This is a genomic window from Brachybacterium sp. UNK5269, assembly GCF_049266655.1.
GTDB lineage: Bacteria > Actinomycetota > Actinomycetes > Actinomycetales > Dermabacteraceae > Brachybacterium.
On record NZ_CP184883.1, the window covers coordinates 2,010,576 to 2,034,091 of the forward strand.

Below are 23,516 nucleotides of genomic sequence, written 5' to 3' on the forward strand. Positions count from 1 at the left end.
GATGGCGCTCATCGATTTTCCCCAGAGTCGCTCGGTGAAGTTCCCCGGGTCGCGGGGCTAGGTTAGCCGAGGTTGGTGCCGGTGGTGGCGCGGCGGATCTCTTCTGCGGCGGCGTGGTGGTTGCGGAGCCTGTAGGACGCGCCGTCGAGGGTCACGACAACGGAGCGGTGGAGAAGCCGATCGAGCATGGCGGCGGCGACGGTGGTGTCGCCGAGGATCTCGCCCCAGGCGCCGACGGGCCTGTTCGTGGTGATCACGATCGAGGTCTTCAGGTAGCGCTGGTTGATGACTTGGAACAGGGCCGATGCCGCTTCGGCGGGTAGCGGTAGATAGCCGAGCTCGTCGATGATCAGCAGGGTCGGGCCGGCGAAGAACCGCATCATCGTGGACCATTTGCCCTCGATCGCGGCGCGGTGGCAGCGGGCGGCGAGGTCAGCGGCGGAGGTGAAATAGACCCGATAGCCAGCATTGACCGCGGCGTGGCCGAGACCGGTGGCGATATGGGTTTTGCCCACTCCGGGCGGGCCGATCAGGAGCACGTTCGTCGCGGTCTCCAGGAACCGGCAGGTCCCCAACTCGTTCAGCAAGTTGGGGTCGATGCCGGAGGCGGCGTCGTGGTCGAAGTTGCTCAGCGTCGCTCCGGTGGGCAGGTTCGCGAACCGGAACCGGCCCGCGAGGCGACGTTTCTCGGTGGCACTGACCTCGATCGCCAGCAACTGCTCCAGGGCGTGGGTGAGGGTCCAGTCCTCGGCCTGGGCTTGGTCCAGGATGCCTGGGAGGGCTTCGGCGGCGTCGGCGAGCTTCAACTCGTCCAGGTGGCCCTTGAGCTGCTGATAGACGCTCGCGGTCGTGGTTGTGGTGGTCATGTCAGGGTGTTCCTGTTCTTCGCGGCCTGCTCATAGGCGGCCAGGTCGATCACGGTGGCAGTCGGGGCCCGCGGCCCGGTCAAGACCTGGGCAGCGGCCAGCGCCGCAGCACCGGGTGGGATGCGTTCCTTGCGGCGGTGAGGCCGTCCCGGCGGGGCCGAGGCCAGCGCGATGGTCTCCAGCGCAGTGACGTGCTGATCGGTGCGCTGGGTGATGCCCAGACCAGGCTCGGCCAGGCGGTGACGAGCAACCGCCGCGCCGGAGGTGGTGGTGATCTCGATATGGTCCGCGCCGAGGTGCTGATGAACATTGACCATGGCCATCGCGAGTTCGGGTGGGACGGAGTATCGGTTGCCGCGCCAATGGATCAGGGCTTGCCGGGAGACGCCCCGTTGCTCGGTCACCACTACCGGGAACGCCATCGGCGGCAGTGGCCGGAGCCGCTCTTGAGCACGCATCTTGGCGGCGGTCGTGGTACCTGTCGGGCTCTCGCGGCGGCGGCCGTCCTGCCGGGCTGCGAACTGTTCGAGGGAGGTCTGGGCCTGCTCGGCCGTGATCTCGTCGGGCAGGGTTCGCCACCAACGTTGGGCGGCGGTGTGGTTGTTCTTCTCGACCACGCCCTTACGATTCCCGGACCTGGGTCGGCAGGCGACGGCCTGGACTCCGTGGTGCTTCGCGAACGCGGAGAACATCGCGGTCAGGTCCCCGGTGGCGGGGTCCAGCACGGTCCGCATCCGATCGAACCGCCACACCCGCGTGAGCCCTCCGAGGAGGGAAAGCACGGTCGTCATCGCGGCCAGCAGGTGGGGCAGGTCCATCGAGGGCGCGATCGCGGCCCGCCAGACGCCGGAGTGGGCGAGTGACCCGACCAGCACATACGCCCCTTTCCGGGGGTAGGCCCACTGGACGGGTGCGTCGGGCAGCTCGAGCCAGTCGAACTGAGTCTCCTCCCCGGGCGGATGCTCGATCACCGCGTTCGGACGCTTCGTGACGTGGGCGCAGGCCTGGCAGGCCGGCCGCAACGACCGGTCACGGATCTGACGGGTCAGGGACTGGTAAGAGCCCTCGAACCCCAGCGGCCGCAGCTCGTCCAGCAGCGTCACGGCCCAGAGGTGGGGGTCCTCGATCAGCCTGGCGGTGACGTAGTCGGTGAAGGGCCCGAATGCGTCCGGGACGGCGGGTTTGCGGACTCCGGGCTCGCGGTCGCCACGGAGGTAGGAACGGATGGTCTTGCGGTCGTGACCGGTGCGTCGGGCGATCTCGCTGATCGTGATTCCCTGCCGGTGCAGAGCGTGGATGTCCACGCTGCTCCTCTCTGAGAGCATGAGCGTTGGGCCTCCCTGGAAGGCTGGTGAGTGGTCAGAGACCACCAGCATCCAGGGAGGCCCGCCTCATGCGACGGAGCGACCCAGACTGGGGAAATTCGGTGAGCACAACTGGGGAATTTCAGCGAGCGTCATCAACCCACCTTGTGCGTTGCCTCGTTCCTCCACCGCGGGCAGCTCCTCCTCGCCACTCCCCTGCCCGTGCCCCTGCCGAGCAGGAGAGTCCCCGGCCGAAGGCCGGACTGTGGCCCGCCGGAGGCGGGCCCGTGGAGAGATGTCCAAATGGGGCGTGCCCCAGCAGGATGCGGAGGGCTGGTTGCTTCATCTGCTACCGCTGTTCTTGCGCTTCACCAACGGTCTCGTTGCCCGGTAGGCCGACCGAATGCTGCATCTCGTCCCGGTAACGGTTCGGCTATCGGGACAGCGGGCAGCATCGCGCTATCGGAGTCAGTTAGGAGAGCGCCTTGTTGGCGGCTGTGAAGAACTTCTTCACGGCTTCTTGCTCGTCCGTGGCAAGCCCTTCGAAGCCGTGTTCCCCGAGCCAGGACATGAAGGCTCGGGTGAGCTTGAACTTCGAGAACCCCGAGACCTCTTTCTTGAGGATGTCCACAAGGCGCCGTTGCGGCTGACTGGTCGCGATCTGCTCGACGTCCCACCCGCATCGGTCTCGGGCGACGACGACGAGGGTTTCGCGGAGAAGGTCCTCGATCTCGGGACCCTTCACCGAAGGTGCGGCGAAGTCCTTGGTCCGCAGCAGCCGCTTCTTCTCCAGCATGGCGACGAGCTCGTCCTGCTCGGCCGCCTTATCGCCAGCCTGGTCGGAGTCGAGCAAGGCGGCGACCTTGAAGTCCTGGCTGACCAGAACGGTCACGTAGTAGATGACCTTGCTGGCGCTCGATGCGGGAACCAGGGCGACTGGGCGCTTAAACCCGCTGCCGGCGTCGGAGGCCGCGACGTTCAGAGCCTCGACGTAGAGCATGTCGGTGTAGCCCTCGCACACCAGGTTGCGGGCCTGGGTGAACATCGACTGAGCGAGCTCGTAGCCCAGCGCAGCTTGCAGCGGGTAGAGCGAGGCAGGGTCATCAACCGCGATGCGCGTGTGGACCTTGGTGCCGGTGATCCGGTCCGGCATTTCAACGATCCGCACAAAGTCGAGCTCGTCGGAGCCAACCATGAACGGTGAGTGGGTCGTGTAGATGACCTGATTAGTGCCGGCAAGCTCACCGACGGTGTAACGGAACTGCTGCTGCTTGAGCGCGTGCAGGCTCAAGCCGGGCTCGTCGAGGAGGAGAATGGCGTTCTTCAGGTCGCCTTCGGACTGGGCACGGAACACGACGAAGAACGACACGAGCCAGCGGAACCCCTCACTGCGCTGGTCGAGCTCCACCTCGACGCCGAGGTCGTCCACTACCGTCACCTTGAGGTAGTGGCCGTCGGCCACGAATCGCAGCTGTACCTGGTCGTCACCCCAGACCTTGCGGATCTGCTGGGTCAGGGAAACGCTGGCCGCGTTGAGGCGGTTCTGGCGGTCGTCCAGCTTCTCCTGGTAGGTCTTCACCGCCTCGCGATATCCCTGGGGGTTGTTGCGGTAGTGCGCTTCTTCGGGCTGTCCGTCGGCCAGGTCTGCGAGCTCCTTTGCCGTGAGACCGACCACCTTGAGAAGGCATAGGTTGCCGAAGTCGTATCCCTCCTCGGTGTCCCCGGCGGCCTCGCGCGTCGCAAGAGCCTTCAGGTTGATCCGAGGGTGCACCTGGAAGTAGGTCGAGTAATAGACGAACTGGGGCAGCCTCCCGTTCAAGACGCTCGCGGCCGCGTCCCGCTGCCCCGAGAAAGCGATCGCGCCACGGACCTTGCGTAAGCGGGCGAGTTCGCGCTCGTTGTCCTCATCGATCTCGGCTATCGCCTCGGAGAGGCAGGCGTCGAGGGCAGCGGCCCTGGTTCCGATCAGCCGTTCAGTTGGGCTGAATGCCTTCACCGCAGCGTCGAACTTCGCGATTACTGTGTCCGCGCCTTCGACAGCCTGCAACGCCTTGCGAAGGCGCTGCAGGTCCTCCTCGACGTCTCGGAATCTCTTGTAGGGCGGGGCGTCGGGCAACGAGTGCATTGACGAGTTGTCGAGGCGACGAGTGAACTGGTACGTCTGAAGGTCCCCAAGGTCGGGTGCGACTTCCGCGACGGCAGCGCGGTCGTCGGCGTCGAGCTCGAAGGATGCGACCACCACTTCTACGTCGCCCGCTGCGCGGTCCCCGCGCTGCACCTCGGTGTACCTGGCACGCGGATAGTCCGTGAGCGCTTTGAACTTGGGGCGCGTAGCCGGCGCGTTCACCTGCTCCATCGCAGTTAGCAGGCACGTCTTCCCGGCCTCATTGATACCGACGAGGATGGTCTTGTCATGCTCGACCTCAAACTCGCCGCTGTCGTTCACCGAACGGTAGTCACGCACCCGTACGCGCTTGAGACGCATCAGTTCCCCTCTCGTTTCTCCTCAGCCTATGTGATGACATCGCGCCCTATACCCCGGGGCCAGGCCGATCGCCTGCTCACGGTTGTTGCGCGCGGGGACGAGTGACTCCACGGACGGCTATTCGTTGCTGCTGCCGACGAAGGCTTCCTACCGCCCGTACCCCTGACGAGCGGGAGAGTCCCCGGCCGGAGGCCGGGCCTGCCCGCCGTAGGCGGGCCCGTGAGCTGGTTGCCCAACAGGGTGTACCCGGCCGGACAATCTGTACGCTGCGTGAATGCGCGTATGGCAGGGTGGGGGTAGACTCTTGTTGTACACATACGGCGAAAGGTCTTAGATGCCATCGGACGGTTCCGGTCAGGTAGTCGGTTACGCGCGTGTCAGCGCCGCCGACCAGAACCTCGACCGCCAGCTCGAGGTCCTCCGCGGGGTCAACAAGATCTTCACGGAAAAGGCCAGTGGTAAGGACGTTCGCGGCCGCCCTGAGTTGCAGGCGCTGATCGAGTACGTCCGGGAGGGCGACATGGTCCGGGTGAAGTCTCCTGACCGTCTTGCTCGATCGACGCAGGATCTTCTCGGGATCATCGAGCAGCTCAAGCGCAAAGGTGCTGCTGTCGAGTTCACGGACAACCCTGCTCTCAACACAGACACGCCGCAGGGCGGGTTCATGCTCACGATCCTCGCGGCGGTCGCCGAGCTCGAACGCGCGCAGATCCGGGAGCGTCAGGCCGAGGGCATCGCCCTGGCCAAGGCCAAGGGCGTCTATGACCGGGGGCCGAAGCTCACGCCTGAACAGATCGCAAATGCTCGCGAGAAGGTCCGCCTCAAAGTGCCGAAGGCGGTTATCGCTCGCGAGCTAGGGGTGGCACGTTCCACCCTGCACTCGGCTCTCACCGGGGCCGGGAGGTACGCCAAGACAGAAGACGAGAGGGGGTGAGGGGGGTGGACCATTCATGCGAGTGGTGCGGCGCTCCTGCGGAGTGGGAGGTCGTCGCGAGCTGGCACTCGTTCTGGTCGTGCAGCACGCACGATGTCGCGATGGTCCAGGACTGTGCGGACCGCGGGGTGATCATCTACGACATCGTCGACAGGCGATAGGAAGGAGCCGATCATGGCTCAGGCAGACCAGCAGAAGATCGACCGGGACCAGGTGCGCCAGATGCGCCGGCTCATGGCCGAAGGCGGAGACAAGGGCGTCGAACACCGGTTCGGCGAGGAGGCCAAGGCCTCTCCCGAGTACAAGGAGGCTCAGCGCCAGCAGGACCAGGCCAAGCGTCGGGCCCGTGAACAGCGCGAGAGGGCTGCGACCGAGCGCCAGGCGAAGGAGCACACCTCCCAGCGCCAGCAGCGCCCCGAGCGGGCCAAGGATCGTTCCGAGGGGCACCAGAAGACCGGTGAGCGGGACAACGCACTGGAGGCCCGGAAGAAGGCTCAGGAGCGTGAGAAGGAGCCTCTGAGCCGCTGACCGTCCCCGGACAGAGCAGGACCCCCGACACCATCGATGTCGGGGGTCTTCTCTTGCATCGACCCGACCGTCCACGTCGTGTTCGGTAGCTCCCTCTCGGCCAACCTAACCCGGCTCTTCGCAGATGAGGGTGTAGAAGCTGACGGCGCGGCGGTGTCGGGATCGAAGTCGAGGTCTCCCGAGGATGGAAGTTCTCACACTGCCCATCCGGAAGACCTCGACGTGCACGACGCTACCTTCACTCGCCCTGACCTGACCACGTTCTGCCGACTGGATGAGCTCGGTCTCGAAGCCGTTGGGCAACGGCTCGAGCCCGACCGCGCGGTGATCGCTTGCCGCGTCGTCGAGCTCGACCAGTGGTGCCGTCGCTGCGGCTGCGAAGGGGTTCCGCGGGACACGGTGGTCCGGCGGCTTGCGCACGAACCGCTCGGGTGGCGACCCACGACCCTGGAGGTCGTCGTGCGTCGCTACCGCTGCACCGACTGCTGCCATGTATGGCGACAGGACACCAGCCTGGCGGCCGAACCACGGGCGAAGCTGTCGCGCCGCGGGCTGCGCTGGGCACTAGAGGGCATCGTGGTCCAGCACCTCACCGTCGCCCGCGTCGCCGAGGGGCTCGGGGTCGCGTGGAACACCGCCAACCTCGCCGTCCTGGCCGAGGGCAAGCGCGTCCTGATCGACGACGAGCACAGGTTCGACGGGGTGAAGGTCGTCGGCGTCGATGAGCACGTCTGGAGGCACACCCGCCGCGGCGACAAGTACGTCACCGTGGTCATCGACCTGACCGGCATCCGTGAGGGCACCGGACCAGCACGGCTGCTGGACATGGTCGAGGGCCGCTCCAAGCAGGCGTTCAAGACTTGGCTCGCCGAGCGACCGCAGGCGTGGCGCGACGCGATCGAGGTGGTCGCGATGGACGGGTTCACCGGCTTCAAGACCGCCACCGCCGAGGCGCTGCCCGACGCGGTCGCGGTGATGGATCCCTTCCACGTCGTCCGGCTGGCTGGCGATGCACTGGACCGTTGCCGCCGCCGGGTCCAGCAGCACACCCAGGGCCACCGCGGCCGCAAGGACGACCCGCTATACCGGGCGCGGCGAACCCTGCACACGGGAGCTGACCTGCTCACCGACAAGCAGAACGACCGCCTGCACGGCCTATTCAGCGTCGATGCGCATGTCGAAGTCGAGGCAACCTGGGGCGTCTACCAGCGGATGATCGCCGCCTACCGCGAGCAGGACCGGCGTCGTGGCCGCGAGCTAATGGTCAAACTGATCGACTCGGTCAGCCACGGCGTCCCGAAGGCGCTCACCGAGGTCATCACGCTGGGGCGAACACTGAAGAAGCGAGCCGACGACGTACTGGCCTACTTCGACCGACCCGGCACCAGCAACGGGCCCACAGAGGCGATCAACGGACGGCTCGAACACCTCCGCGGCTCCGCACTCGGCTTCCGCAACCTCACCAACTACATCGCCAGATCGCTGCTCGAGACCGGCGGGTTCAGACCCCAACTACACCCTGGATCATGATGAGCCCAATTAGGCAGGCCGATGGAACGTCCGCGACGTCCGAGGCCTAGGATCGAGGGCATGTCCGGATCCGCCGTCGCCATCGTCGAACAGAAGCTGCAGGACCTCGTCGTCAAGGAGGGCCTCGGCCCGGGGGACCGCCTGCCGCCCGAGCGCGACCTCGCCTCATGGCTGGGCGTGAGCCGGACGACGCTGCGGATCGCGGTCGAGAGCCTGCAGCTTGAGGGGCTGCTCGCGCGCAGGCCGGGTCGGGGCGGCGGAACGTTCGTCGCGGGGCCCACTCCGGTGGTGGAGCTCACCGACGTCCGCGGGATCAGCAACCAGTTCCGCCGGCTGGACATGCCACTCACCTCCGAGGTGGTCGGCTCGGGACGGGTAGCGGCCGAGCACGTCCCGTCCGTCGCCCGGTCGGCCCTACGGCTGGCTCCGGAGGAGGGGGCCTTCCGGTTGCGCCGTGTGCGCTCGACGGCGACCGACCGGGTGATCTACGAGGACACGTGGCTGCGGTGTGACACGGTGGGCGGGATCGAGGGAGCGGATCTCACCGGTTCGGTCTACGAGCTGCTCGCCGACTTGTCCGGCTCGCGCCCCGCGGCGAAGCGCGAGCTGCTGCAGCCCGGGGTGGCCTCGGTCGAGGAGGCGCGACTGCTGGGGGTGGTGCCGCGCAGACCGGTCCTGCGCATCGAACGCACGGCGCTGCGCGAGGACGGGTGCCCGGTCGAGTACTCCCGTGATGTCTATCGGGCGGACCTGGTGCAGGTCCAGGTCGCGACGGCGGACTGGGAGCGGGTCTCAGGACGGCTGAGCGACACCGCTGTCGTGGCCGCGGAGTAGCCGGGTCAGGTCGGCGACGGTGGGGATGGTGGCCGTCGCGCCGGGCCGGGGCCGGTCGGAGCCGACCGCGACGCAGGCGGAGCCGGCGGCGGCCGCCGCGGCGATGCCGGCCGCGGAGTCCTCGATCACGATGCCCCTGCTCGGGTCGGCACCGAGCAGGGCGAACCCGCGCAGGAAGCCCTCGGGATGGGGCTTCCCCTGCCGGACGTCCTCGATGGCGACGACGGCCGCGAACAGGTCACGGATACCCGCCGCCTCGATCGCGGGCTCGACCAGGCGGCGAAGGGTGCCGGTGACCACGCCGAGCGGGAGGTTGGTGGGGGCGAGGTCGCGGACCACGGCGACGTGAGAGGCGGGAATGCGCGGCGCGGCGCGGATCGATTCGGCGTAGCGCGCCGCGAGGCTCTCGAGCAGCTCGTCCGCGCGGTGCGGTGCACCGGCCCGGGAGGCGACCGCACGGCTGATGTCGGGATCGGAGAGCCCGACGTAGTCCTCGGCGTACTGCTCCGGGGTCAGGCGGAGTCCGAACAGGTCGCAGGCCAGGGCGATGTACAGGTCTCCCATGAGGTCCTCGTCCAGGGACAGGGTGCCGTTGAAGTCAAAGAGGATCGCGGACGGGGCCGCGGGGAGAGGGAGGGGAAGCATATCCATGCCCGTCAGCGTAGGAGGACCACAACCCGCCCTTTTTGGTCTAGACCATAATTCACATGATGTTCACGGAGTGGCCAGGCCGTGGTAACGGAGCGTGCTCATGCTGGATGAGGCCGCGCCTGTGTCCGTCCTGAGGCGGCCGCTTTGCTTCCGCGTCACCCCTGCCCGACCCGAAAGGTCGCCCTGATGCTCTCACGCCCTCTGTCCCGCCGCTCGCTGCTCCGTACGTCCGCCGTCGGTGCCGGTTCCCTCGCCGCGCTGTCCGTCCTTGCCGCCTGCGGCGGCTCTTCCCCGGCTGCGGAGCGTGAGATCGGTTCCTCGCTCGACGAGATCGCCGAGCTCGCGAAGCAGGAGGGCAAGGTCCAGCTGATCGCCTACCCCGAGGACTGGGCCAACTACAAGGGCCACTTCGAGCAGTTCCAGGCCAAGTACGGCGTCGACACCCCGGTCGACTCCCCGGACGCCTCGTCGGCCGAGGAGCTCCAGGCCGTCAAGAACCTGAAGGGCACGGATGCGCAGCCGGACGTACTCGACATCGGCTACTCGTTCACCAGCGCAGCCATCGCTCAGGACCTGATCGAGCCTTACAAGCCGTCGAACTTCGACGCCATCCCGGACAACCTCAAGCATCCCGAGGGCATGTGGGTCGGTGCCTACTATGGCGCCCTGTCCATCGGCGTGGACGAGAACGACGTCCCCCTGCCCGCCTCCTTCGCCGACCTGAAGAAGCCCGAGTACAAGGGCAAGGTCGCGCTGCCGGGCGATCCCCGCCAGGGCGCCTCCTCGATCGCGACCGTGTTCGCGGCCGCGCTGGCAAACGGCGGCTCGCTCGACGACATCCAGCCGGGCATCGACTACTTCGCCGAGCTCGCCGAGCTGGGCAACCTCGTGGTCATCAACGGCGTCGCCAACGGGCTCGCGACCGGCCAGGCCTCGGTCGTCTTCGACTGGAACTACAACTTCATCGGCATCGAGCAGACCATGGCCGACTCCGGCGTCGCGCTGACCCACTTTGTCCCCGAGGACGGCGTCTACGGCAACTACTACGCCCAGCCGGTCACCACGAACAGCCCGCAGCCGAACGCCGCTCGGCTCTGGGTGGACTGGCTCACCTCCGACGAGGGAGCCGAGCAGTACGCCCTCGGCGGCGCGGTCCCGGCCCGCTTCCCGGAGCTGTCCGCGGCCGGCAAGCTCTCCGACGAGGCCCTGTCGATGCTGCCCGACCCGGGCGTGCTGGAGAAGATCGAGCTGCCCACGCCCGAGCAGGGCGAGGCCGCTGGGGCGATCATCGCCAAGAACTGGGCCACGCAGGTGAAGTACTGATGGTGACCCTGACCCCGACCCGGCCACCGACGGGAAGGCGCCGCCGGCGGCGTGCACGCCTGGCCCCGCCTCCCCTCGCCTCGCTCGGCGGTCTGCCGTTCTTCGCCTTCATGGCGGTCTTCCTGATCATCCCGATCGGTGCCAACCTGGTGCAGACCTTCCGCTCCGGCGGCGCCTGGTCGCTGGGTCCCCTGCGCAAGGTCTTCACTCCCCAGTACCTGTCCGCGTTCGTCGAGACCTTCAACCTGTCGGTGCTGACCGCGTTCGTCGGCGGGGTGCTCGGCCTCGGCCTGGCCTGGGCGCTGGCCACCATCGAGCGGCCGGTCTGGCTGCGCACGTTCACCATGAGCTTCTCGTCGCTGGCCTCGCAGTCGGGCGGGGTGACGCTCGCCTATGCGTTCATCGCGATGCTCGGCACCCAGGGGCTGCTCACCCGCTTCGCCCCCGGGCTGATGGAGGACTTCAGCCTCGTCTCCTTCTGGGGCGTCGCCGTCGTCTACCTCTACTTCCAGGTCCCGCTCATGGCGGTGCTGACCCTGCCGGCCTTCAGTGCGCTGAAGTCGGCCTGGCGCGAGGCGGCCATGTCGCTGGGCGCCACCCGCTGGCAGTACGTGCGCGACGTGGTGGCGCCGATCCTGTGGCCGCCGGTCGTCGGCTCGCTCCTCGTCCTGTTCGCCAATGCCTTCGCCGCCTACGCGACCGCCTACGCGCTGGCAGGCGGCGGACTGAACCTCGTGCCGATCCTGATCGGCTTCTTCATCTCGGGCAACGTCCTGCTCGAGCCGTCCTTCGCCGCAGCTCTAGTCACCGTGATGATGGTCTTCATCATCGGCGCCATGGGGCTCCGCATCCTGCTCGAGAGGAGAAGCAGCGCATGGCTCGACCCGTGACCCGCCCCCAGTACGCCCAGATCGCGGTGCTCGTCGCCGCCATGGTCTTCTTCCTGCTGCCGTGGATCAGCGCCGCGATGTTCGGCTTCAGCCGGCCGGGGGACCCGTTCACGTTCGCCAACCTGACCGAGGTCTTCCAGCAGGGCCGGGCCTGGGAGTCCATCACGGCCACCCTGCTGCTCGCCGTCGCCGCGACCGTGGTCTCCCTGGTGCTGCTGGTGCCCACCCTGATGTTCCTGCACCTGCGGGCGCCGTCGCTGCTCCGCATCGCCGACTCCCTGTCGGTGCTCCCCATGGTCGTCCCGGCCGTGGCGCTCGTCTCGGGGGCGGCCATCTTCTTCCGCGCGATCTCGCCCTCGTTCCTCGTTTCCCTGTGGTCGCTCGTGCCCTTCTACGTCGTGATGTCGATGCCGCTGGTCTACCGGGCGCTCGACACCGGCGTACGGGCCCTGGACCTACGCACCCTGTGGTCGGCAAGCAGCTCCGTCGGAGCGAACTGGTTGCAGACGATCCTCCGCGTCGTGCTGCCGAACATGCGCCCCGCGCTCGTGTCGGCAGCGCTGCTGTGCTTCGCGATGGTGCTCGGCGAATTTGCCATCGCCTCCCTGCTGCTGCACTACACCTTCCCGGTCTTCACCGTGGAGGTCGGCGGCAACAACCCGCGCGGCGCCGCCGCGCTCTCCGTCCTCACCATGATCGTCACGTGGATCCTCCTGGTCGTCATCTCCTCCGCCGGCCGGCGCACCCGCACGACACGGAAGGCCTCCTCATGAGCACCACCCCCTACGTCGTCCTCGACAGCATCGACAAGTCCTACGGCCCCAAGCAGGTCCTCGACTCCCTGCAGCTGACCATCGGCCAGGGCGAGATGCTCGCGCTGCTCGGTCCCTCGGGCTGCGGCAAGACCACGAGCCTGCGCATCCTGGCCGGTCTCGAGACCCAGGACTCCGGCACCGTGACCATCGCCGGGAAGGACGTATCCCGCGTCCCGACCCGCAGCCGCAGCATCGGTATCGTCTTCCAGTCCTACTCCCTGTTCCCCCACATGAACGCGGTCGAGAACGTCGCCTACGGGCTCCGCCTGCGCGGAACCGACGCCGCCGAGCGCACCCGCCGCTCCCAGGAGTTGCTCGACATGGTCGGCCTCGCCGAGCACCGCGAGAAGTTCCCCCAGCAGCTGTCCGGCGGCCAGCAGCAGCGCGTCGCCCTCGCCCGCGCGCTCGCCCTGCAGCCGGAGGTCCTCCTGCTCGACGAGCCGCTCTCCGCGCTGGACGCCAAGGTCCGCGTCCACCTGCGCGACGAGATCCGGCGCATCCAGCAGCAGGAGGGAATCACGACCCTGCTCGTCACCCACGACCAGGAAGAGGCCCTGACGATGGCCGATCGCGTCGGCGTCATGCTCGCCGGACGGATCGAGCAGCTGGGCACCCCGCACGATCTCTACGCCAAGCCGGAGACCCCGTTCATCTCCCAGTTCGTCGGCGTCGTCAACAAGATCCCCGCCGACGTCAGCGACGGCGTCGCGCACATCCTGAACGAGCGACTGCCCGTGGGGAACCGTGACGCGGTGGCCGACGGCCCCGTCTACGCTCTGGTGCGTCCGGAGGACACCACCGTCGTCACCGACCCGGACGGACTCGGCCGGGTCGTCGACCACACCCTGCGCGGCCCGCTGACTTCGCTGATCATCGAGCACCCCGCTGCACCGGTACCCGTGCGGGTCGATCTCGCCTCACCCGCCGCGGCGGCGTTCCCGGTCGGCACGCAGGTCCGCCTCGGACTGAGCCGTACTCGCACCGTCGTCGCCCCGCGCGACGAGGTGCCCGTCGGCCCCGCCGCGGCCCTGGCCGAGGAGGAGCACGCCTGATGCGCGGCCTCGCCGGACACGCCCACAAGACGAAGATCCTGCTCCTCGGCCTCGACGGGCTGCGGTGGAGCATCGCCGCCGAGGACGGGTTGGCGCCGCACCTGGCCGCCATGGCCTCCGACGGCGCCTTCGCCGAGATGACCATGCCCATGCCGACGATGTCGGGCCCGGGCTGGTCCACCCTGCTCACCGGCACCCGCGGCGAAGACCACGGCGTCGTCGACAACTCCTTCGTCGGGCACCGCCTGCACGGCAACCCCGACCTGCTCTCCCGTGCCTTCTACCGCGACCAGAGCACGACGACGTTCGCGGCGGGCGGGTGGCCCCCTCTCGTCGCGCCGGGCGGAGCCGGGCCCGTCGTCCACGAGCGGGCCGAGCAGCAGCGGGCCGGCCTGCACCGCGTGGTGGCCCGGGACGGCGAGACCTTCGGCTACCGCACAGTCGACGGCGAGATCTGCGACTTCGCGCTCTACCAACTCCGCGGCGAGTCGGCCCCGGACGTCTCGTTCGTCTATTTCTGCACGATCGACGATGCCGGGCACGTCTACGGACTGCAGGGCGAGGAGTATCGCGAGGCGATCGCCCTGACCGACGAGCGCGTCGGCCGGATCACGGCCGCCGTCCGCGCCCGCGCCGCCGAGCACGACGAGCGCTGGCTCGTCGCGGTCGTCACCGACCACGGTCACCGCGACGAGGGCGGGCACGGCGGCGACTCCGACGCCGAGCGCGCCTCGTTCCTCCTGCTCTGGTCCCCGGACGGGACCGATGCTCTGCCTGCCATCCCCGCGGGGATCGAGCCCCACCAGGTCTCCGACATACTGCTGCAATCCCGGGAGACCGGAACGCCGGCGTAACCGCGGCGGGAGAGGTCACGCGCTCCGCCATCAACAGCGGAATCCCCCGCGATCTCGTGCTGGATCTACGATCGTCCCGACCTCGCCCGCCTTGTTCCCGCACCGCTCGCCCCGGTCACCGTGCGATCGAATATCGCACGACGTGCACCGCTGAGACCACCGAACGCTCGGTGGACATCCTGGCGTTCTTCGACCGCCCCGGCACCAGCAACGGCCCCACCGAAGCAATCAACGGTCGGCTCGAGCACCTTCGCGGCTCCGCCCTCGGCTTCCGCAACCTCACCAACTACATCGCCCGCCGCCTCCTCCAATCAGGGGGCTTCAGACCCCACCTACACCCTCAAATGCGATGAGCCTAACCCCCTCGAGCAGCCTCGGCGCGACGCGATCATGCAGGTGGCCGGTACGCTTCTCCTGACGGCATCGTCGCCGGTCAGCGTGGTGCACAACGCGCACGTCATCCGGCGGGACGCTGACGCTGGAGAGGCCTTCTATTGCGCGGATCGCCGCAGCCTCACCACCCTCGGGCCAAGTATCAAAGGAGATCACGTAATGGGCTTGAAAGATGACCTGGAGAAGTACGTTGTGAACGTCTTGGACGAGAAATGGGAACGCCGCCAGGGCCAGAAGGTTCCTGACGCTGACGACTTGCCGTTGAAGAACTTGGCTGTTGAGCTTGAGGCGACTGTCCTCTACGCAGACCTCGCTTCGTCGACCCAAATGGTCAAACGGAAAAAAGACTGGTTCGCTGCTGAGGTTTATAAGAGCTACCTTTATTGCGCCGCGAAGATCATCCGGGCCCGAGGCGGCACGATCACTGCCTATGACGGCGACCGAGTCATGGGCGTGTTTATCGGCAATTCAAAAAATACCGACGCTGCCAAATGCGGGCTTCAGATCCAGTGGGCATCGAAACGCATCGTAAGCGAGAAACTTTCCGAGAAATATACGAACAGCGATTTCACTCTCAAACAAAGAGTTGGCATAGACGCGTCCAAGCTGTTCGTCGCGCGGACGGGGATTCGTGGGAGTAACGACCTCGTGTGGGTCGGAAACGCCGCTAACAACGCTGCGAAGCTTGCCGCACTCGATCCCCAGTACCCGACCTACATCACGGCGGCCGTCTACAGCAAGCTGAACGAGACGTCGAAGCTCGGGGGTGACCCGAAGCGCGACATGTGGACTGATCTGGGGACGAAAGACATGGGCTATCAGATCTACGGCTCGCGCTTCACGTGGTCCCTCTAGGGTCCTCGCTCAACTAAGGTTGTCGATCCACTCATTCATGCCGGTATTGATGACGTCCCCCATATAAATACTCCCAAGTCCGTTTACCCATTGCGAGCTGAGCAGCCCTTGGTTGTGCTCGTTGAGGTTCGAGTAGAAGACATCACCCACGAGGATCGTCTTGGACGACCAGCCACGGCCGGCTTCATGGGCTAAGTGAGCCGCTCGATTGACGACATCCCCCATATACACAACATCGTTGACGCCGCTGCCGTTGAAACCAGCCTTGATCATGAGGACCCTGCCGTAGTCCACGCCAATGCCGATACGGAGCTCGGAGATTCCCTTCTTCCTATAGTGATGGTTGAGGAGCTTCAGCAGCGTGTTTGCCTGAGCCACGATGTCGAAAACATCGTTGAGATGGCGAACGTCAGTCGTCTTGTAGGAGGCCCAAACGCAGTCGCCAACGATGTTGACTTCTCGAACGTTCGAGTCGGAGTTGAGGACCGCCACCATCTCCGAGATGAACGACCGATAGATCTTCGCGAGTGTCGGCCGCTTGTGCTCCGAGGTGAGGCCTGAGGAGTCTCGTATATCGATGAAAATCGCCGAGCAGTACCCGTAGAAGCCGTTCGTGAAGGTCAGCTTGTCCCGATCAGGCAGTCCGGCCACCTCTTCGAAGGCGCCTGCGGGCTGGTCCAAAATCTCCTTGATGCGAGCTGAGCTGGTGACCCAGTTATACAGTTTGAAATTGCCGTCCACGCGTGCTCCTAGTTGTTTGTGATGCCAATGAAGATCGCTAGTACCGCTACGGATGCGCCAGCAACGAGTGCCGATCGAATTGCCCAGGTCGCGGCGGTTGTCTTCACAGTGGCGATCCTCGCGTTGGCATGGATCTGGTACGCCAGGTCTTTCGTTAGCCCATCGGGCTCTGCGATCAGCGTTCGAAGCGCCTCGCTGTAGCGTTGCCGTTCGCCACGGAAGCTGCTGTAGATGCTGACGAAAAAAAGATGGTTGATCGCGTCGGGGTCTTCATCCTCGCGCTTGTCTGTCGTGCGTGGGACAAGCGTCAGCCCGCAGAGCGCACCCGTCAGGACCAGGAGGGCGCAAGCGAGTACGACCAGGATGTCGAAGACCGCATCGCGGCCCTGGAAGTCCTTCACGAGATTGAAAGTCATCGTCGCGAGTACGCCTGTAAAGGCAAGCGTTACGCCTGCCTTGGCGTCCGCGTGGCGGATCCACTCGTTCATCAAGGCGAGTGTCTTCCAGGCGTGGTCTGGGTTCGGCTGGGTCGGGACCACGGGTGCCGGCGAATCGACCGGGCGGCTCCCGAGGGCCCGGTGTCGAATGCGCCAGAACGGCTTTCGAGACATGTCCGGATTCTACCGGCAACGACGGACATGGGAAGGAAGAACAACTGCCCCGCAAGCCGGTCGGCTCACGGGGCAGCGATCGAGCTGACGCGCCTGACATCGGATTGGTCAGCGAGCCTTCTTGGTGGTGAAGGGGATCGAGTCGATGTCGATCAGCCGGACCATGAGGCCGGCCTCGTTGAGGTCGGCCGACGTGGCTCCGGGGCGCGATCCGCGCAGCAGCCGGCCCTCGTCGATCGAGCGGGGCAGCAGGTCGGTCGCGGCCAGCGTCTCGGTCTTCTCGGAGGACTGCGACTGCCGCCCCAGGTGGTCGGTCGCGGTCTTGTGCCGTTCGCTCTGGCCGTACCACCAGGCCGCCTTCTCCAACATCTCCTTCTCGTGGGCGCCGACCAGGCAAAGCACTGCGGGGAAGACCTCGCGCAGCTCCGTCATGCCTTCGGGTCCGTACCGTTTGGAGAACTGGCTGGTCGCCTGGACTGCGCACAGCAGGTGGATGCCCATGGCGCGGCTCTCGGTGACGACCGTGGGCAGCTTGGGCCAGGGCATCGTGTTGCACAGCTCGTCGACGACCATGAGCAGCCGGGGCAGCTTGACCTTCTCGGTCTGGTTCGCCCTCCAGCGCTTCGAGATGAAGTCGATGCACGAGACGGCCGCACCGGCGGCCACGCCCGTCGCCGGGGCGACCACGAAGAGGGTCGATGCCGGGTGGGCGAGCAGGTCCGGGGTGAAGGCCCTCCGGGAACCGTCACCGGCGACCGTCGAGCGCAGCCACGGAGCCACGGCCGACTTCATGGTGACCATGACCGAGTCGCGCATCTTGGCGTCGAGCCCTGCTGCACTGGCGAGCTCCTGGGCGAGCATCTGGGAGTCGAGCTCGAGCCGGCCGATCGCGTTGACCCAGCAGGGCTGGTTCTCGTCCTCCTCGTCGTCGGGGTCGACCCGACCCACCGCGGCTCGGGCCCAGGAGATCCCGTCGGCGCCGGTGGCTCGCAGCAGCGCAGCGAGTGGTGCAACCGAGATGTTCTCCCAGAAGGGGTCGCCCCCACCCTGGCTCGATCCGCCGCCGGCGCCGGCAGCGCCGGACTGCATGAGGATGCTCGCGAGGTCGAGCGCATCGTCGTCAGTGCGGATGAGTGCGGTCGGGTCGATCACGACCCTCTCCACGCCATCGGGGAGCACCTCGTCGGGGACTTCGCCCGAGAGGTCGAGGACGTAGGTGCGATCGTGACCGCCCCAGGCCAGGCGCTTCTCCATGCACAGGTCGATGAGGTCCGGCTTCGAGCTCACGGCGACGACCGGGCCGCGCCACATGAGGATGCCGGGGCCGAGTACGCGCCTCGACTTTCCCACCCCGGATGGCCCGCTGACCAGCAGGTGCGGAGCAGTGCTGGCGGGCTTGGCGTCGATGAAGCCTCCGAACGGGGTCGGTGGCGGCGTGTAAGTACTGCCGGGGCTGAACAGGCTCATGGGGACTTCCCTCCGTCCCTGCCGTAGCGCGAGTCCATGGCCTGACGGCCTATCTCTGCGCGTAGCTGGCGGGACTCGTTGATGGTTGCTTCCAGGGCCGCGATGACCTCTGGTCTGTCTTTGGCGTCGACCCCGTGCCTCAGAAGCGCTGTGACGACGGAGGCGATCGAGGTCTTGTACTGGGCGGCGAGAACGCGGATCTCGTCGTCGAGTTCGGACGGGATGGTCGTTGCCAGTCGTGCTCGGGAATCGCTCACACCGGAACCTCCTGCTAGTCGTGTTGCATGTACAAACCCACCCTAACTTCCGCTAGTCCTGTTGCATGTACGAGACCACTCTAGTAATGTTGTATTTACACTGCAACTAGGACAGGGAAGGCGAGGTACCGGCCATGGGCAAGTACATCTTCGGAGCAGTGGTGATCCTGGCGATCCTCGCGGGGGCGTTCGTCTTCGGGTACGCCGCAGGCGTGACCGCGAACGGCGGCCGGGTCTGCGAGATGGACGAGAACGCTCAGACGCAGGAGCAGGTCTGCATCGTCGACGGCGTGACGTACACCCCGGAGGACACCGATGACTGAGAGGTGGGAGAAGGAGCGGGCGTCCTGGATCCTCGCTCGCGCCGGGCATCGCGCCAGGGCACGGCGACGGGGCGAGAAGCTCATGGTCGCCGCCCGTCGTCACGACCGGTACGAGGTCGGGGCCGGTGATGCCTCTTTCGGCGAGGTCACCACGCGCAACGCCTTCCACCGTTCCGTGATGCGAGAGGAGGGTGCCGCCAACATCGCGGGGTGGTTCTGCCTCACGGTGCTCTCGGTGATCGTGCTGGCCGTCCTGGTGGGTCCGGCGTTGCTGGCCTCGAGGATCGCCTACGGCACCTGGTGGGCCATGGTGCCGAAGTGGGGTCCGATGTTCTCGCCGCCGTACCTGGGTCTTGCGGCTCTCCTGGGAGGCATCGCGTGGCTGGCCCTCGGACGCCTGTCCCTGGAGGGCTTCGAGGGCTTCCTGGTCCAGTTCGGAGCTGTCCAGGTCGTGCTCGGGGTCGCCTGGGCTGCCTGGCTGGTCCGGGCCAACGGCTGGGCTGCGGTGGCTCGTCGTCAGAAGCAGAGCGGCTCCAAGGTCGAGAGGGTCTCAATCGAGATCCCGGTCGTCGGGTCCGTCGAGCCCGTGGTGGTCGGCGCCCCGCAGAGCGCGCCGGCCGAGCCCGAAGCGTCCCAGGAGAAGACCCCGGAAGCGGCCCCGACCGCACCGAACATCGAGCCGATCGAGATTGAGTTCGGGATCGACGACGTCGAACACGTGAACGCCACTCAGTAACCCCGCGAGGGGACCGCGACCCGTCAGGCCGCCGGCACGAAGCACATCGACACGAGAGGCAGGACAGATCATGGCCAGGAGCAAGAGCGGCCCCAAGGTCGTTGTCAACATCGAGCAGAACAACCGCATCTACCAGATCATCGCCACGCTGCTGCTGTGCGGGGCGATCGGCATGGTCGCCTACGCGCTGGCGAAGAACGGGTGGCTGGAGCTGGCCTCCACGATGCTCACCATGTTCCTCGTTCAGCTGGGCACGCTGCTGTTCAAGAACGGCATCATCGGCCTCCCGGAGAAGCAGGACGATTCCGCGTTCAAGGGCACCAAGGGTCTGCTGCGCACCATGGCTGCTGACTTCCGCGAGTGGCAGGCACGCTCGCCGATCTGGCGTCTGGCGGCGCTGGCGACGGCGTACACGCTGGGCTTCATGCTCGCTCGAGCAGGTATCGGCCTCGCCCTCCAGGTGTTCACGAACGTCTGGATCGCGGGTGCGGCTGCCGCTGCCCTCGCCTCGCTGATCATCTTCCCGTCCCTCCTCGGGAACGCGACCAAGTTCCTCTCGAACAGGGCCACGGCATCGAAGCCCGCAGGCGAGGAGAAGGAGATCGTCACCAAGGAGTTCGACCTCGGCAGGGAGTGAACCGGGAAAGCCGGCCCCCGACCAACACAACGACAAGTTCTAGCGGAGCAGTACACGAAAGGTGAAGATGATGGCGATCACGAAGGCACAGCGCCGCATTGAGCAGATGGCGGCACTGGCTGCCGAACAACGCGAGTACGAGAAGCGGGTGAAGGCCGCGACCAAGCGTGCTGCGTTCGCGCGCTGCGAGGCCGTCGAGCAGCTCTATGAGCTCTTGGGAGTCTCGGAAGAGCCGACGACCCCGAGGGTCGTTGTGCGCGACGGGACGAGGTCGACCACCGAGGTCTCGAGCGACCGGGACGAATCCAAACGCGCCGCGCGACTCGTGGCCGCTGTCGACGAGGTTCTGGTGGACCACGAGCGTCTGCGGGCCGCACTGGCTGAGGCGTCCGGTAGCACGGAGGGCGCCCTTGCTGCCGTCGCCGACGAAGGCCTGGAGTACAGGTCGTAGGCGTCCAGGCGGAGAGAGACGGCCCCGTGGCACCGAATGGTGCCCGGGGCCGTTTCTCGCTTATCCGGGGTGGGGCCCCAGCGAAGGCCGAAGGCCGTAGCTGGGGCGGGGCGAAGCCCCCGGTCCCGAGCGGAGCGAGGGCGAGCTTTATCTGTACGGGGGTGCGCGAAGCGCAAACACCCGTACAGATAAACTGCTCGCCGTTCGTTACACCCGCTACAATGGAGGGCGCAGCCTCTCTATGGCAGAGGAGCGGGTGTAACGAACCGAGCGGAAGGGAGACGGCGATGACGATGGGTGATGAGGCGCAGCCGAAGCGCCCGAGGAACCGCCGTCGTACTTACGCGAAGCGGATCGAGTTGCGGCTCACCGAGACGCAGCTCGATCTTGTTGAACGCGCGCGTTCGACGGCAACAGAGGCAGCGGGGCGGAACGTCACGCTGTCCGAGGTGGTGCGCAGCTCCGTTGAGGATGGCTGCAAGGCGATCATCAAGGCGATGCGCGGCACGCCGGCCCCGGCCGGCGTGGATGGCGAGCGGCTCGCAGAGTCGTTCACCGCTCTCACGGAGGAGCTTCAGGGCATCCGTGGTGCTCTTCGTCCAATCGGGCACAACGTGAACGCCATGGCCCGAGTCGCGCACACGACCGGCATCGCAGACGGAGACCTCGCCGAAGTGAAGCAGCAGCTCTCCGATATCGACGCGCGACTGGTTGTCGCTGCCACAGCGGCGCTGAACCTCTCGGAGGGAGACACCGATGGCTGAGCAGATTGCCGCCGTCGTCGTGGCAAGCCCTACTCGCAACTCAGCACGGCTGAGCACGTACGTGAGTGCACCGAAGAAGGGCCAGAAGGGTGAACGCTTCGTCGCTGCCTCGGGGATCAATGGCTGCATCCCGGAAGTCGCTGAGAAGCAGATGCGCGACAACCGCAAGCGGTGGGGCAAGAACGGCGAGCGAGTCGTCGAGCTCCCGAACGGTGGGAAGGCGGTCGAGGGTGAGTACGTGCAGGCGTACCACGTCATCCAGTCGCTTGCTCGAGACGGCGTAGGCAGCCTCGATCCCGAGAACCCCGAGGACTGGGAGAAGGCGCACGGGCTTGGTGTCGACCTCGCGCGTGAAGTCGCCGGAAAGAACAGGCTCGCGACCGTGCACACGCAGATCGATGGGACGACGGGTTGCATTCACAACCACATCGTCATCGACTCGATCGACAAGAGCACGGGGCGGTCGTTCGACTCGTCGCGTGTGAAGCATGCGGAACTCGTGAAGGTGCACGACCGGATGCTTGCCGGTCTCGGCTACGAGCAGGTCAATAGGTATGCGCCTCCCGGGGTTGCCAAGGGTGCGGAGAAGACCGAGAAGTCCGAGCTGCGCACCCTTGCAAAGCACGAGCTCTGGGAAGCGAGCGGGCGTGAGGGCGAAGAGCCGTTCTCCGTGGCTGTGCTCAAGCGGCGCATCCGCCGCACGCTGGAGGAAGAGACGTTCACGGATTTCGAGTCGTTCGTTGATGCGGCGCGTGAGCAGGGTGTGGACGTTCAGCAGCGTGGGCAGAGCGGTCGGGGTGTCACGTACGCGATGCTTCGCAGGGGCGCGGGTGACGAGGAATGGCGGGAGATCTCGCCGTCGGACCTCCGGCGCTCGTCGAAGCTGGGGCGCGACTTCGAGCTCGGCGCGATCGAGAAGGCAGCCGAGCGGAACGCAGATCTGGTCGCGCGAAGGGAGCAGTTCGACGCGCAGCTCCGAGACGGGATCGAGGCCTCGCTTGCGGATATCCGCTCCGTGGACGAGGGGAGCTACCGCGGAGTGCTCGAGGAGAAGCGCATCGTCCTCGAGCGCGAGTCGGATGAGTGGTCTTACGGGGTGATGGACGAGTCCGGACCGCAGGCCCGGATGCGGTGGCGCAAGGCGTCGTTGCTCAGCAACGAGCTCACGCAAGAGGGTGCTCAGGAGTTCTTCGAGATCAACAAGGGAAGGAGCGCTGATCATGGGCGTCTTGGACAGGATCGATCAGCAGGAACGGGAGCGCGCGACTTCGGAGCAGTCGATGTCATTGAGCGAGATCAGCGAGACGCTGGAGGCGCTGACCTCGACGGTCGAGCATCTCGTCGAGTCGCAGAACCGGACCACCGAGACGGTGCGGGAGCTGAAGACCTCGAAGGACTCAACGCCAAGCTTTCTGAGCATCGCCGATGTGCAGAACACGCTCGACGACCTCACGACGACGGTCGTGCAGATCGGGGAAACTCTGATCAGCAGCAAGGCGGTAAAGCTCCCCGACGGAAGCTCAGTGAGCAGGTCCGAGCTCGAAGCGCACGCGATGATGAGCGCTCTTCGCGACGAGATGAAGGGCGTGGCCTCGGAGACTGAGCTGCTTGCCAAGGAGGTCCATGCCAAGACGCACGTGAAGGTCGACAACGAGAAGGTCGCTCAGTTCGTCGCGGCCAAGCTCGGGGCAGAGATCGACGCGAAGGTCGCGGAGAGCGCTGGCCGGGTCGACAAGCTCCTCAAGTCCCAGGAAGCTCGTCTGGCAGAGCTCGGCGACGCCAGGGTCTCCGAGGTCACGAAGACCCTCCAAGGGGCCACGAAGGGCCTGGAGCGTGCCGAGAGGGTGGTCTCCGGGATGAAGCGGTCGCTCACCTGGGCCGGGGTCGGCAAGGTCGCGGCGGCGAGCATTCCGTTCGCCCTGGTGGTACTGGCACTCGTCATGCTGCTCGGGCTCGGGGGTCAGCTGTTCGGGATCGGGCCGGTCTTCAGCTGGGCCTGGGCGAGCTTCGCAGCGGCAGAAGCATGGTGGGCAAAGGTCCTCATCGCGCTCTCCACGATCGCCGGGGCGCTCGGTGTGCTGTGGGTGGTGAAGGTCCTCGGACAGAAGCTCTACGCCACGTATCGCGGATGGTGACCGGCACCCACCGAGGGCTGGTGATCCGAAGGATCACCGGGCGCCGCGGCGCGTCTCTCCTGGCAAAAAAAGAAGGCCCG

The 23,516-nt window shown here is 66.6% G+C and carries 25 protein-coding genes and 1 pseudogene; 18 read left to right on the forward strand and 8 right to left on the reverse strand.

Going from position 1 to position 23,516, the window contains the following annotated elements; translation table 11 throughout:
* Positions 1–62: 62 nt before the first annotated feature.
* From istB to ACOJUI_RS09400, 3 genes are all read right to left on the reverse strand, one after another.
* Complete coding sequence (istB, locus tag ACOJUI_RS09390; protein ID WP_422114706.1) at positions 63–866, reverse strand: IS21-like element helper ATPase IstB; 804 nt, start codon at positions 864–866, stop codon at positions 63–65.
* The gene (gene istA / locus ACOJUI_RS09395) at positions 863–2,191 is read right to left on the reverse strand and encodes an IS21 family transposase (protein ID WP_422114707.1); all 1,329 of its coding nucleotides are present in this window, start codon (positions 2,189–2,191) and stop codon (positions 863–865) included. The genes istB and istA overlap by 4 nt, the downstream gene beginning before the upstream one ends.
* 451 nt (positions 2,192–2,642) lie before the next feature.
* Complete coding sequence (locus ACOJUI_RS09400) at positions 2,643–4,655, reverse strand: ATP-dependent nuclease (RefSeq protein WP_422114708.1); 2,013 nt, start codon at positions 4,653–4,655, stop codon at positions 2,643–2,645.
* 334 nt (positions 4,656–4,989) lie between these two features.
* Between ACOJUI_RS09400 and ACOJUI_RS09405 the strand changes: the two genes are divergently transcribed.
* From ACOJUI_RS09405 to ACOJUI_RS09420, 4 genes are all read left to right on the forward strand, one after another.
* The gene (locus ACOJUI_RS09405; RefSeq protein WP_422114709.1) at positions 4,990–5,589 is read left to right on the forward strand and encodes a recombinase family protein; all 600 of its coding nucleotides are present in this window, start codon (positions 4,990–4,992) and stop codon (positions 5,587–5,589) included.
* 174 nt (positions 5,590–5,763) lie between these two features.
* A complete protein-coding gene (locus ACOJUI_RS09410) occupies positions 5,764–6,117 on the forward strand; it encodes a hypothetical protein (protein WP_422114710.1) in 354 nt (117 codons plus the stop codon).
* Positions 6,118–6,339: 222 nt separating this feature from the next.
* Entirely contained in the window at positions 6,340–7,647 is a 1,308-nt protein-coding gene (locus tag ACOJUI_RS09415) for an ISL3 family transposase (RefSeq protein ID WP_058956066.1), read from the forward strand.
* A 60-nt stretch (positions 7,648–7,707) separates the two neighbouring features.
* Positions 7,708–8,481, forward strand: coding sequence for a GntR family transcriptional regulator (locus tag ACOJUI_RS09420; protein WP_422114711.1), 774 nt, complete (start codon positions 7,708–7,710; stop codon positions 8,479–8,481).
* On the opposite strand, the gene ACOJUI_RS09425 is transcribed toward ACOJUI_RS09420, so the two are convergent.
* Complete coding sequence (locus ACOJUI_RS09425) at positions 8,440–9,132, reverse strand: HAD family hydrolase (protein ID WP_422114712.1); 693 nt, start codon at positions 9,130–9,132, stop codon at positions 8,440–8,442. The two genes, ACOJUI_RS09420 and ACOJUI_RS09425, sit on opposite strands and share 42 nt — an antisense overlap.
* Positions 9,133–9,318: 186 nt before the next feature.
* Here ACOJUI_RS09425 and ACOJUI_RS09430 point away from each other — a divergent pair, with 186 nt between their 5' ends.
* The 7 genes and pseudogenes from ACOJUI_RS09430 (at position 9,319) to ACOJUI_RS09460 (ending at position 15,314) form a co-directional block, all read left to right on the forward strand.
* Entirely contained in the window at positions 9,319–10,455 is a 1,137-nt protein-coding gene (locus ACOJUI_RS09430) for an extracellular solute-binding protein (protein WP_422114713.1), read from the forward strand.
* Positions 10,455–11,345 (forward strand): ABC transporter permease, encoded by an 891-nt coding sequence (locus ACOJUI_RS09435; RefSeq protein WP_422114714.1) that lies wholly within the window; start codon positions 10,455–10,457, stop codon positions 11,343–11,345. The genes ACOJUI_RS09430 and ACOJUI_RS09435 overlap by 1 nt, the downstream gene beginning before the upstream one ends.
* Positions 11,330–12,118, forward strand: coding sequence for an ABC transporter permease (locus tag ACOJUI_RS09440; protein ID WP_422114715.1), 789 nt, complete (start codon positions 11,330–11,332; stop codon positions 12,116–12,118). The genes ACOJUI_RS09435 and ACOJUI_RS09440 overlap by 16 nt, the downstream gene beginning before the upstream one ends.
* Positions 12,115–13,212 (forward strand): ABC transporter ATP-binding protein, encoded by a 1,098-nt coding sequence (locus tag ACOJUI_RS09445; RefSeq protein WP_422114716.1) that lies wholly within the window; start codon positions 12,115–12,117, stop codon positions 13,210–13,212. The genes ACOJUI_RS09440 and ACOJUI_RS09445 overlap by 4 nt, the downstream gene beginning before the upstream one ends.
* On the forward strand, positions 13,212–14,066 hold the full coding sequence (locus ACOJUI_RS09450) for an alkaline phosphatase family protein (protein ID WP_422114717.1): 855 nt from the start codon (positions 13,212–13,214) through the stop codon (positions 14,064–14,066). The genes ACOJUI_RS09445 and ACOJUI_RS09450 overlap by 1 nt, the downstream gene beginning before the upstream one ends.
* A gap of 161 nt (positions 14,067–14,227) precedes the next feature.
* Positions 14,228–14,419: pseudogene (locus tag ACOJUI_RS09455) on the forward strand (transposase); the annotation flags it as partial.
* 43 nt (positions 14,420–14,462) lie between these two features.
* Positions 14,463–15,314 (forward strand): adenylate/guanylate cyclase domain-containing protein, encoded by an 852-nt coding sequence (locus ACOJUI_RS09460; RefSeq protein WP_422114718.1) that lies wholly within the window; start codon positions 14,463–14,465, stop codon positions 15,312–15,314.
* A 9-nt stretch (positions 15,315–15,323) separates the two neighbouring features.
* Here the strand turns inward: ACOJUI_RS09460 and ACOJUI_RS09465 are convergent, their stop codons facing one another.
* The 4 genes from ACOJUI_RS09465 to ACOJUI_RS09480 all read right to left on the reverse strand — a co-directional run bounded on the left by ACOJUI_RS09465 (position 15,324) and on the right by ACOJUI_RS09480 (position 18,390).
* Complete coding sequence (locus ACOJUI_RS09465; RefSeq protein WP_422114719.1) at positions 15,324–16,055, reverse strand: adenylate/guanylate cyclase domain-containing protein; 732 nt, start codon at positions 16,053–16,055, stop codon at positions 15,324–15,326.
* A gap of 8 nt (positions 16,056–16,063) precedes the next feature.
* Entirely contained in the window at positions 16,064–16,543 is a 480-nt protein-coding gene (locus ACOJUI_RS09470) for a Pycsar system effector family protein (RefSeq protein WP_422114720.1), read from the reverse strand.
* 231 nt (positions 16,544–16,774) lie between these two features.
* On the reverse strand, positions 16,775–18,133 hold the full coding sequence (locus ACOJUI_RS09475) for a type IV secretory system conjugative DNA transfer family protein (protein ID WP_422114721.1): 1,359 nt from the start codon (positions 18,131–18,133) through the stop codon (positions 16,775–16,777).
* Positions 18,130–18,390 carry a hypothetical protein gene (locus tag ACOJUI_RS09480; protein WP_422114722.1) on the reverse strand — a complete coding sequence of 87 codons (261 nt, stop codon included), beginning with the start codon at positions 18,388–18,390 and terminating at the stop codon, positions 18,130–18,132. The genes ACOJUI_RS09475 and ACOJUI_RS09480 overlap by 4 nt, the downstream gene beginning before the upstream one ends.
* Positions 18,391–18,524: 134 nt before the next feature.
* Between ACOJUI_RS09480 and ACOJUI_RS09485 the strand changes: the two genes are divergently transcribed.
* The 7 genes from ACOJUI_RS09485 to ACOJUI_RS09515 all read left to right on the forward strand — a co-directional run bounded on the left by ACOJUI_RS09485 (position 18,525) and on the right by ACOJUI_RS09515 (position 23,436).
* Positions 18,525–18,713, forward strand: a complete 189-nt coding sequence (locus tag ACOJUI_RS09485; RefSeq protein WP_422114723.1) for a hypothetical protein — start codon at positions 18,525–18,527, stop codon at positions 18,711–18,713.
* Positions 18,706–19,449 (forward strand): hypothetical protein, encoded by a 744-nt coding sequence (locus ACOJUI_RS09490; protein ID WP_422114724.1) that lies wholly within the window; start codon positions 18,706–18,708, stop codon positions 19,447–19,449. Before ACOJUI_RS09485 ends, ACOJUI_RS09490 begins: the two co-directional genes overlap by 8 nt.
* A gap of 70 nt (positions 19,450–19,519) precedes the next feature.
* Complete coding sequence (locus ACOJUI_RS09495) at positions 19,520–20,086, forward strand: hypothetical protein (RefSeq protein WP_422114725.1); 567 nt, start codon at positions 19,520–19,522, stop codon at positions 20,084–20,086.
* A gap of 70 nt (positions 20,087–20,156) precedes the next feature.
* Positions 20,157–20,537, forward strand: coding sequence for a hypothetical protein (locus ACOJUI_RS09500; protein WP_422114726.1), 381 nt, complete (start codon positions 20,157–20,159; stop codon positions 20,535–20,537).
* Positions 20,538–20,824: 287 nt separating this feature from the next.
* Positions 20,825–21,301 carry a hypothetical protein gene (locus tag ACOJUI_RS09505; RefSeq protein WP_422114727.1) on the forward strand — a complete coding sequence of 159 codons (477 nt, stop codon included), beginning with the start codon at positions 20,825–20,827 and terminating at the stop codon, positions 21,299–21,301.
* Positions 21,294–22,904 carry a relaxase/mobilization nuclease domain-containing protein gene (locus tag ACOJUI_RS09510; protein ID WP_422114728.1) on the forward strand — a complete coding sequence of 537 codons (1,611 nt, stop codon included), beginning with the start codon at positions 21,294–21,296 and terminating at the stop codon, positions 22,902–22,904. The genes ACOJUI_RS09505 and ACOJUI_RS09510 overlap by 8 nt, the downstream gene beginning before the upstream one ends.
* Positions 22,888–23,436, forward strand: a complete 549-nt coding sequence (locus ACOJUI_RS09515) for a hypothetical protein (RefSeq protein ID WP_422114729.1) — start codon at positions 22,888–22,890, stop codon at positions 23,434–23,436. Before ACOJUI_RS09510 ends, ACOJUI_RS09515 begins: the two co-directional genes overlap by 17 nt.
* The last annotated feature ends 80 nt before the right edge of the window (positions 23,437–23,516 follow it).

Bases quoted from the DNA above. Each gene is read 5' to 3' on its own strand.
- ACOJUI_RS09430 (WP_422114713.1), top strand. From the start codon at position 9,319: ATGCTCTCACGCCCTCTGTCCCGCCGCTCGCTGCTCCGTACGTCCGCC.
- ACOJUI_RS09510 (WP_422114728.1), top strand. From the start codon at position 21,294: ATGGCTGAGCAGATTGCCGCCGTCGTCGTGGCAAGCCCTACTCGCAAC.
- ACOJUI_RS09435 (WP_422114714.1), top strand. From the start codon at position 10,455: ATGGTGACCCTGACCCCGACCCGGCCACCGACGGGAAGGCGCCGCCGG.
- istA (WP_422114707.1), bottom strand. From the start codon at position 2,191: ATGCTCTCAGAGAGGAGCAGCGTGGACATCCACGCTCTGCACCGGCAG.
- ACOJUI_RS09500 (WP_422114726.1), top strand. From the start codon at position 20,157: ATGGCGATCACGAAGGCACAGCGCCGCATTGAGCAGATGGCGGCACTG.
- ACOJUI_RS09445 (WP_422114716.1), top strand. From the start codon at position 12,115: ATGAGCACCACCCCCTACGTCGTCCTCGACAGCATCGACAAGTCCTAC.
- ACOJUI_RS09440 (WP_422114715.1), top strand. From the start codon at position 11,330: ATGGCTCGACCCGTGACCCGCCCCCAGTACGCCCAGATCGCGGTGCTC.
- istB (WP_422114706.1), bottom strand. From the start codon at position 866: ATGACCACCACAACCACGACCGCGAGCGTCTATCAGCAGCTCAAGGGC.
- ACOJUI_RS09410 (WP_422114710.1), top strand. From the start codon at position 5,764: ATGGCTCAGGCAGACCAGCAGAAGATCGACCGGGACCAGGTGCGCCAG.
- ACOJUI_RS09505 (WP_422114727.1), top strand. From the start codon at position 20,825: ATGACGATGGGTGATGAGGCGCAGCCGAAGCGCCCGAGGAACCGCCGT.
- ACOJUI_RS09490 (WP_422114724.1), top strand. From the start codon at position 18,706: ATGACTGAGAGGTGGGAGAAGGAGCGGGCGTCCTGGATCCTCGCTCGC.
- ACOJUI_RS09405 (WP_422114709.1), top strand. From the start codon at position 4,990: ATGCCATCGGACGGTTCCGGTCAGGTAGTCGGTTACGCGCGTGTCAGC.
- ACOJUI_RS09420 (WP_422114711.1), top strand. From the start codon at position 7,708: ATGTCCGGATCCGCCGTCGCCATCGTCGAACAGAAGCTGCAGGACCTC.
- ACOJUI_RS09450 (WP_422114717.1), top strand. From the start codon at position 13,212: ATGCGCGGCCTCGCCGGACACGCCCACAAGACGAAGATCCTGCTCCTC.
- ACOJUI_RS09475 (WP_422114721.1), bottom strand. From the start codon at position 18,133: ATGAGCCTGTTCAGCCCCGGCAGTACTTACACGCCGCCACCGACCCCG.
- ACOJUI_RS09400 (WP_422114708.1), bottom strand. From the start codon at position 4,655: ATGCGTCTCAAGCGCGTACGGGTGCGTGACTACCGTTCGGTGAACGAC.
- ACOJUI_RS09470 (WP_422114720.1), bottom strand. From the start codon at position 16,543: ATGAACGAGTGGATCCGCCACGCGGACGCCAAGGCAGGCGTAACGCTT.
- ACOJUI_RS09485 (WP_422114723.1), top strand. From the start codon at position 18,525: ATGGGCAAGTACATCTTCGGAGCAGTGGTGATCCTGGCGATCCTCGCG.
- ACOJUI_RS09425 (WP_422114712.1), bottom strand. From the start codon at position 9,132: ATGGATATGCTTCCCCTCCCTCTCCCCGCGGCCCCGTCCGCGATCCTC.
- ACOJUI_RS09495 (WP_422114725.1), top strand. From the start codon at position 19,520: ATGGCCAGGAGCAAGAGCGGCCCCAAGGTCGTTGTCAACATCGAGCAG.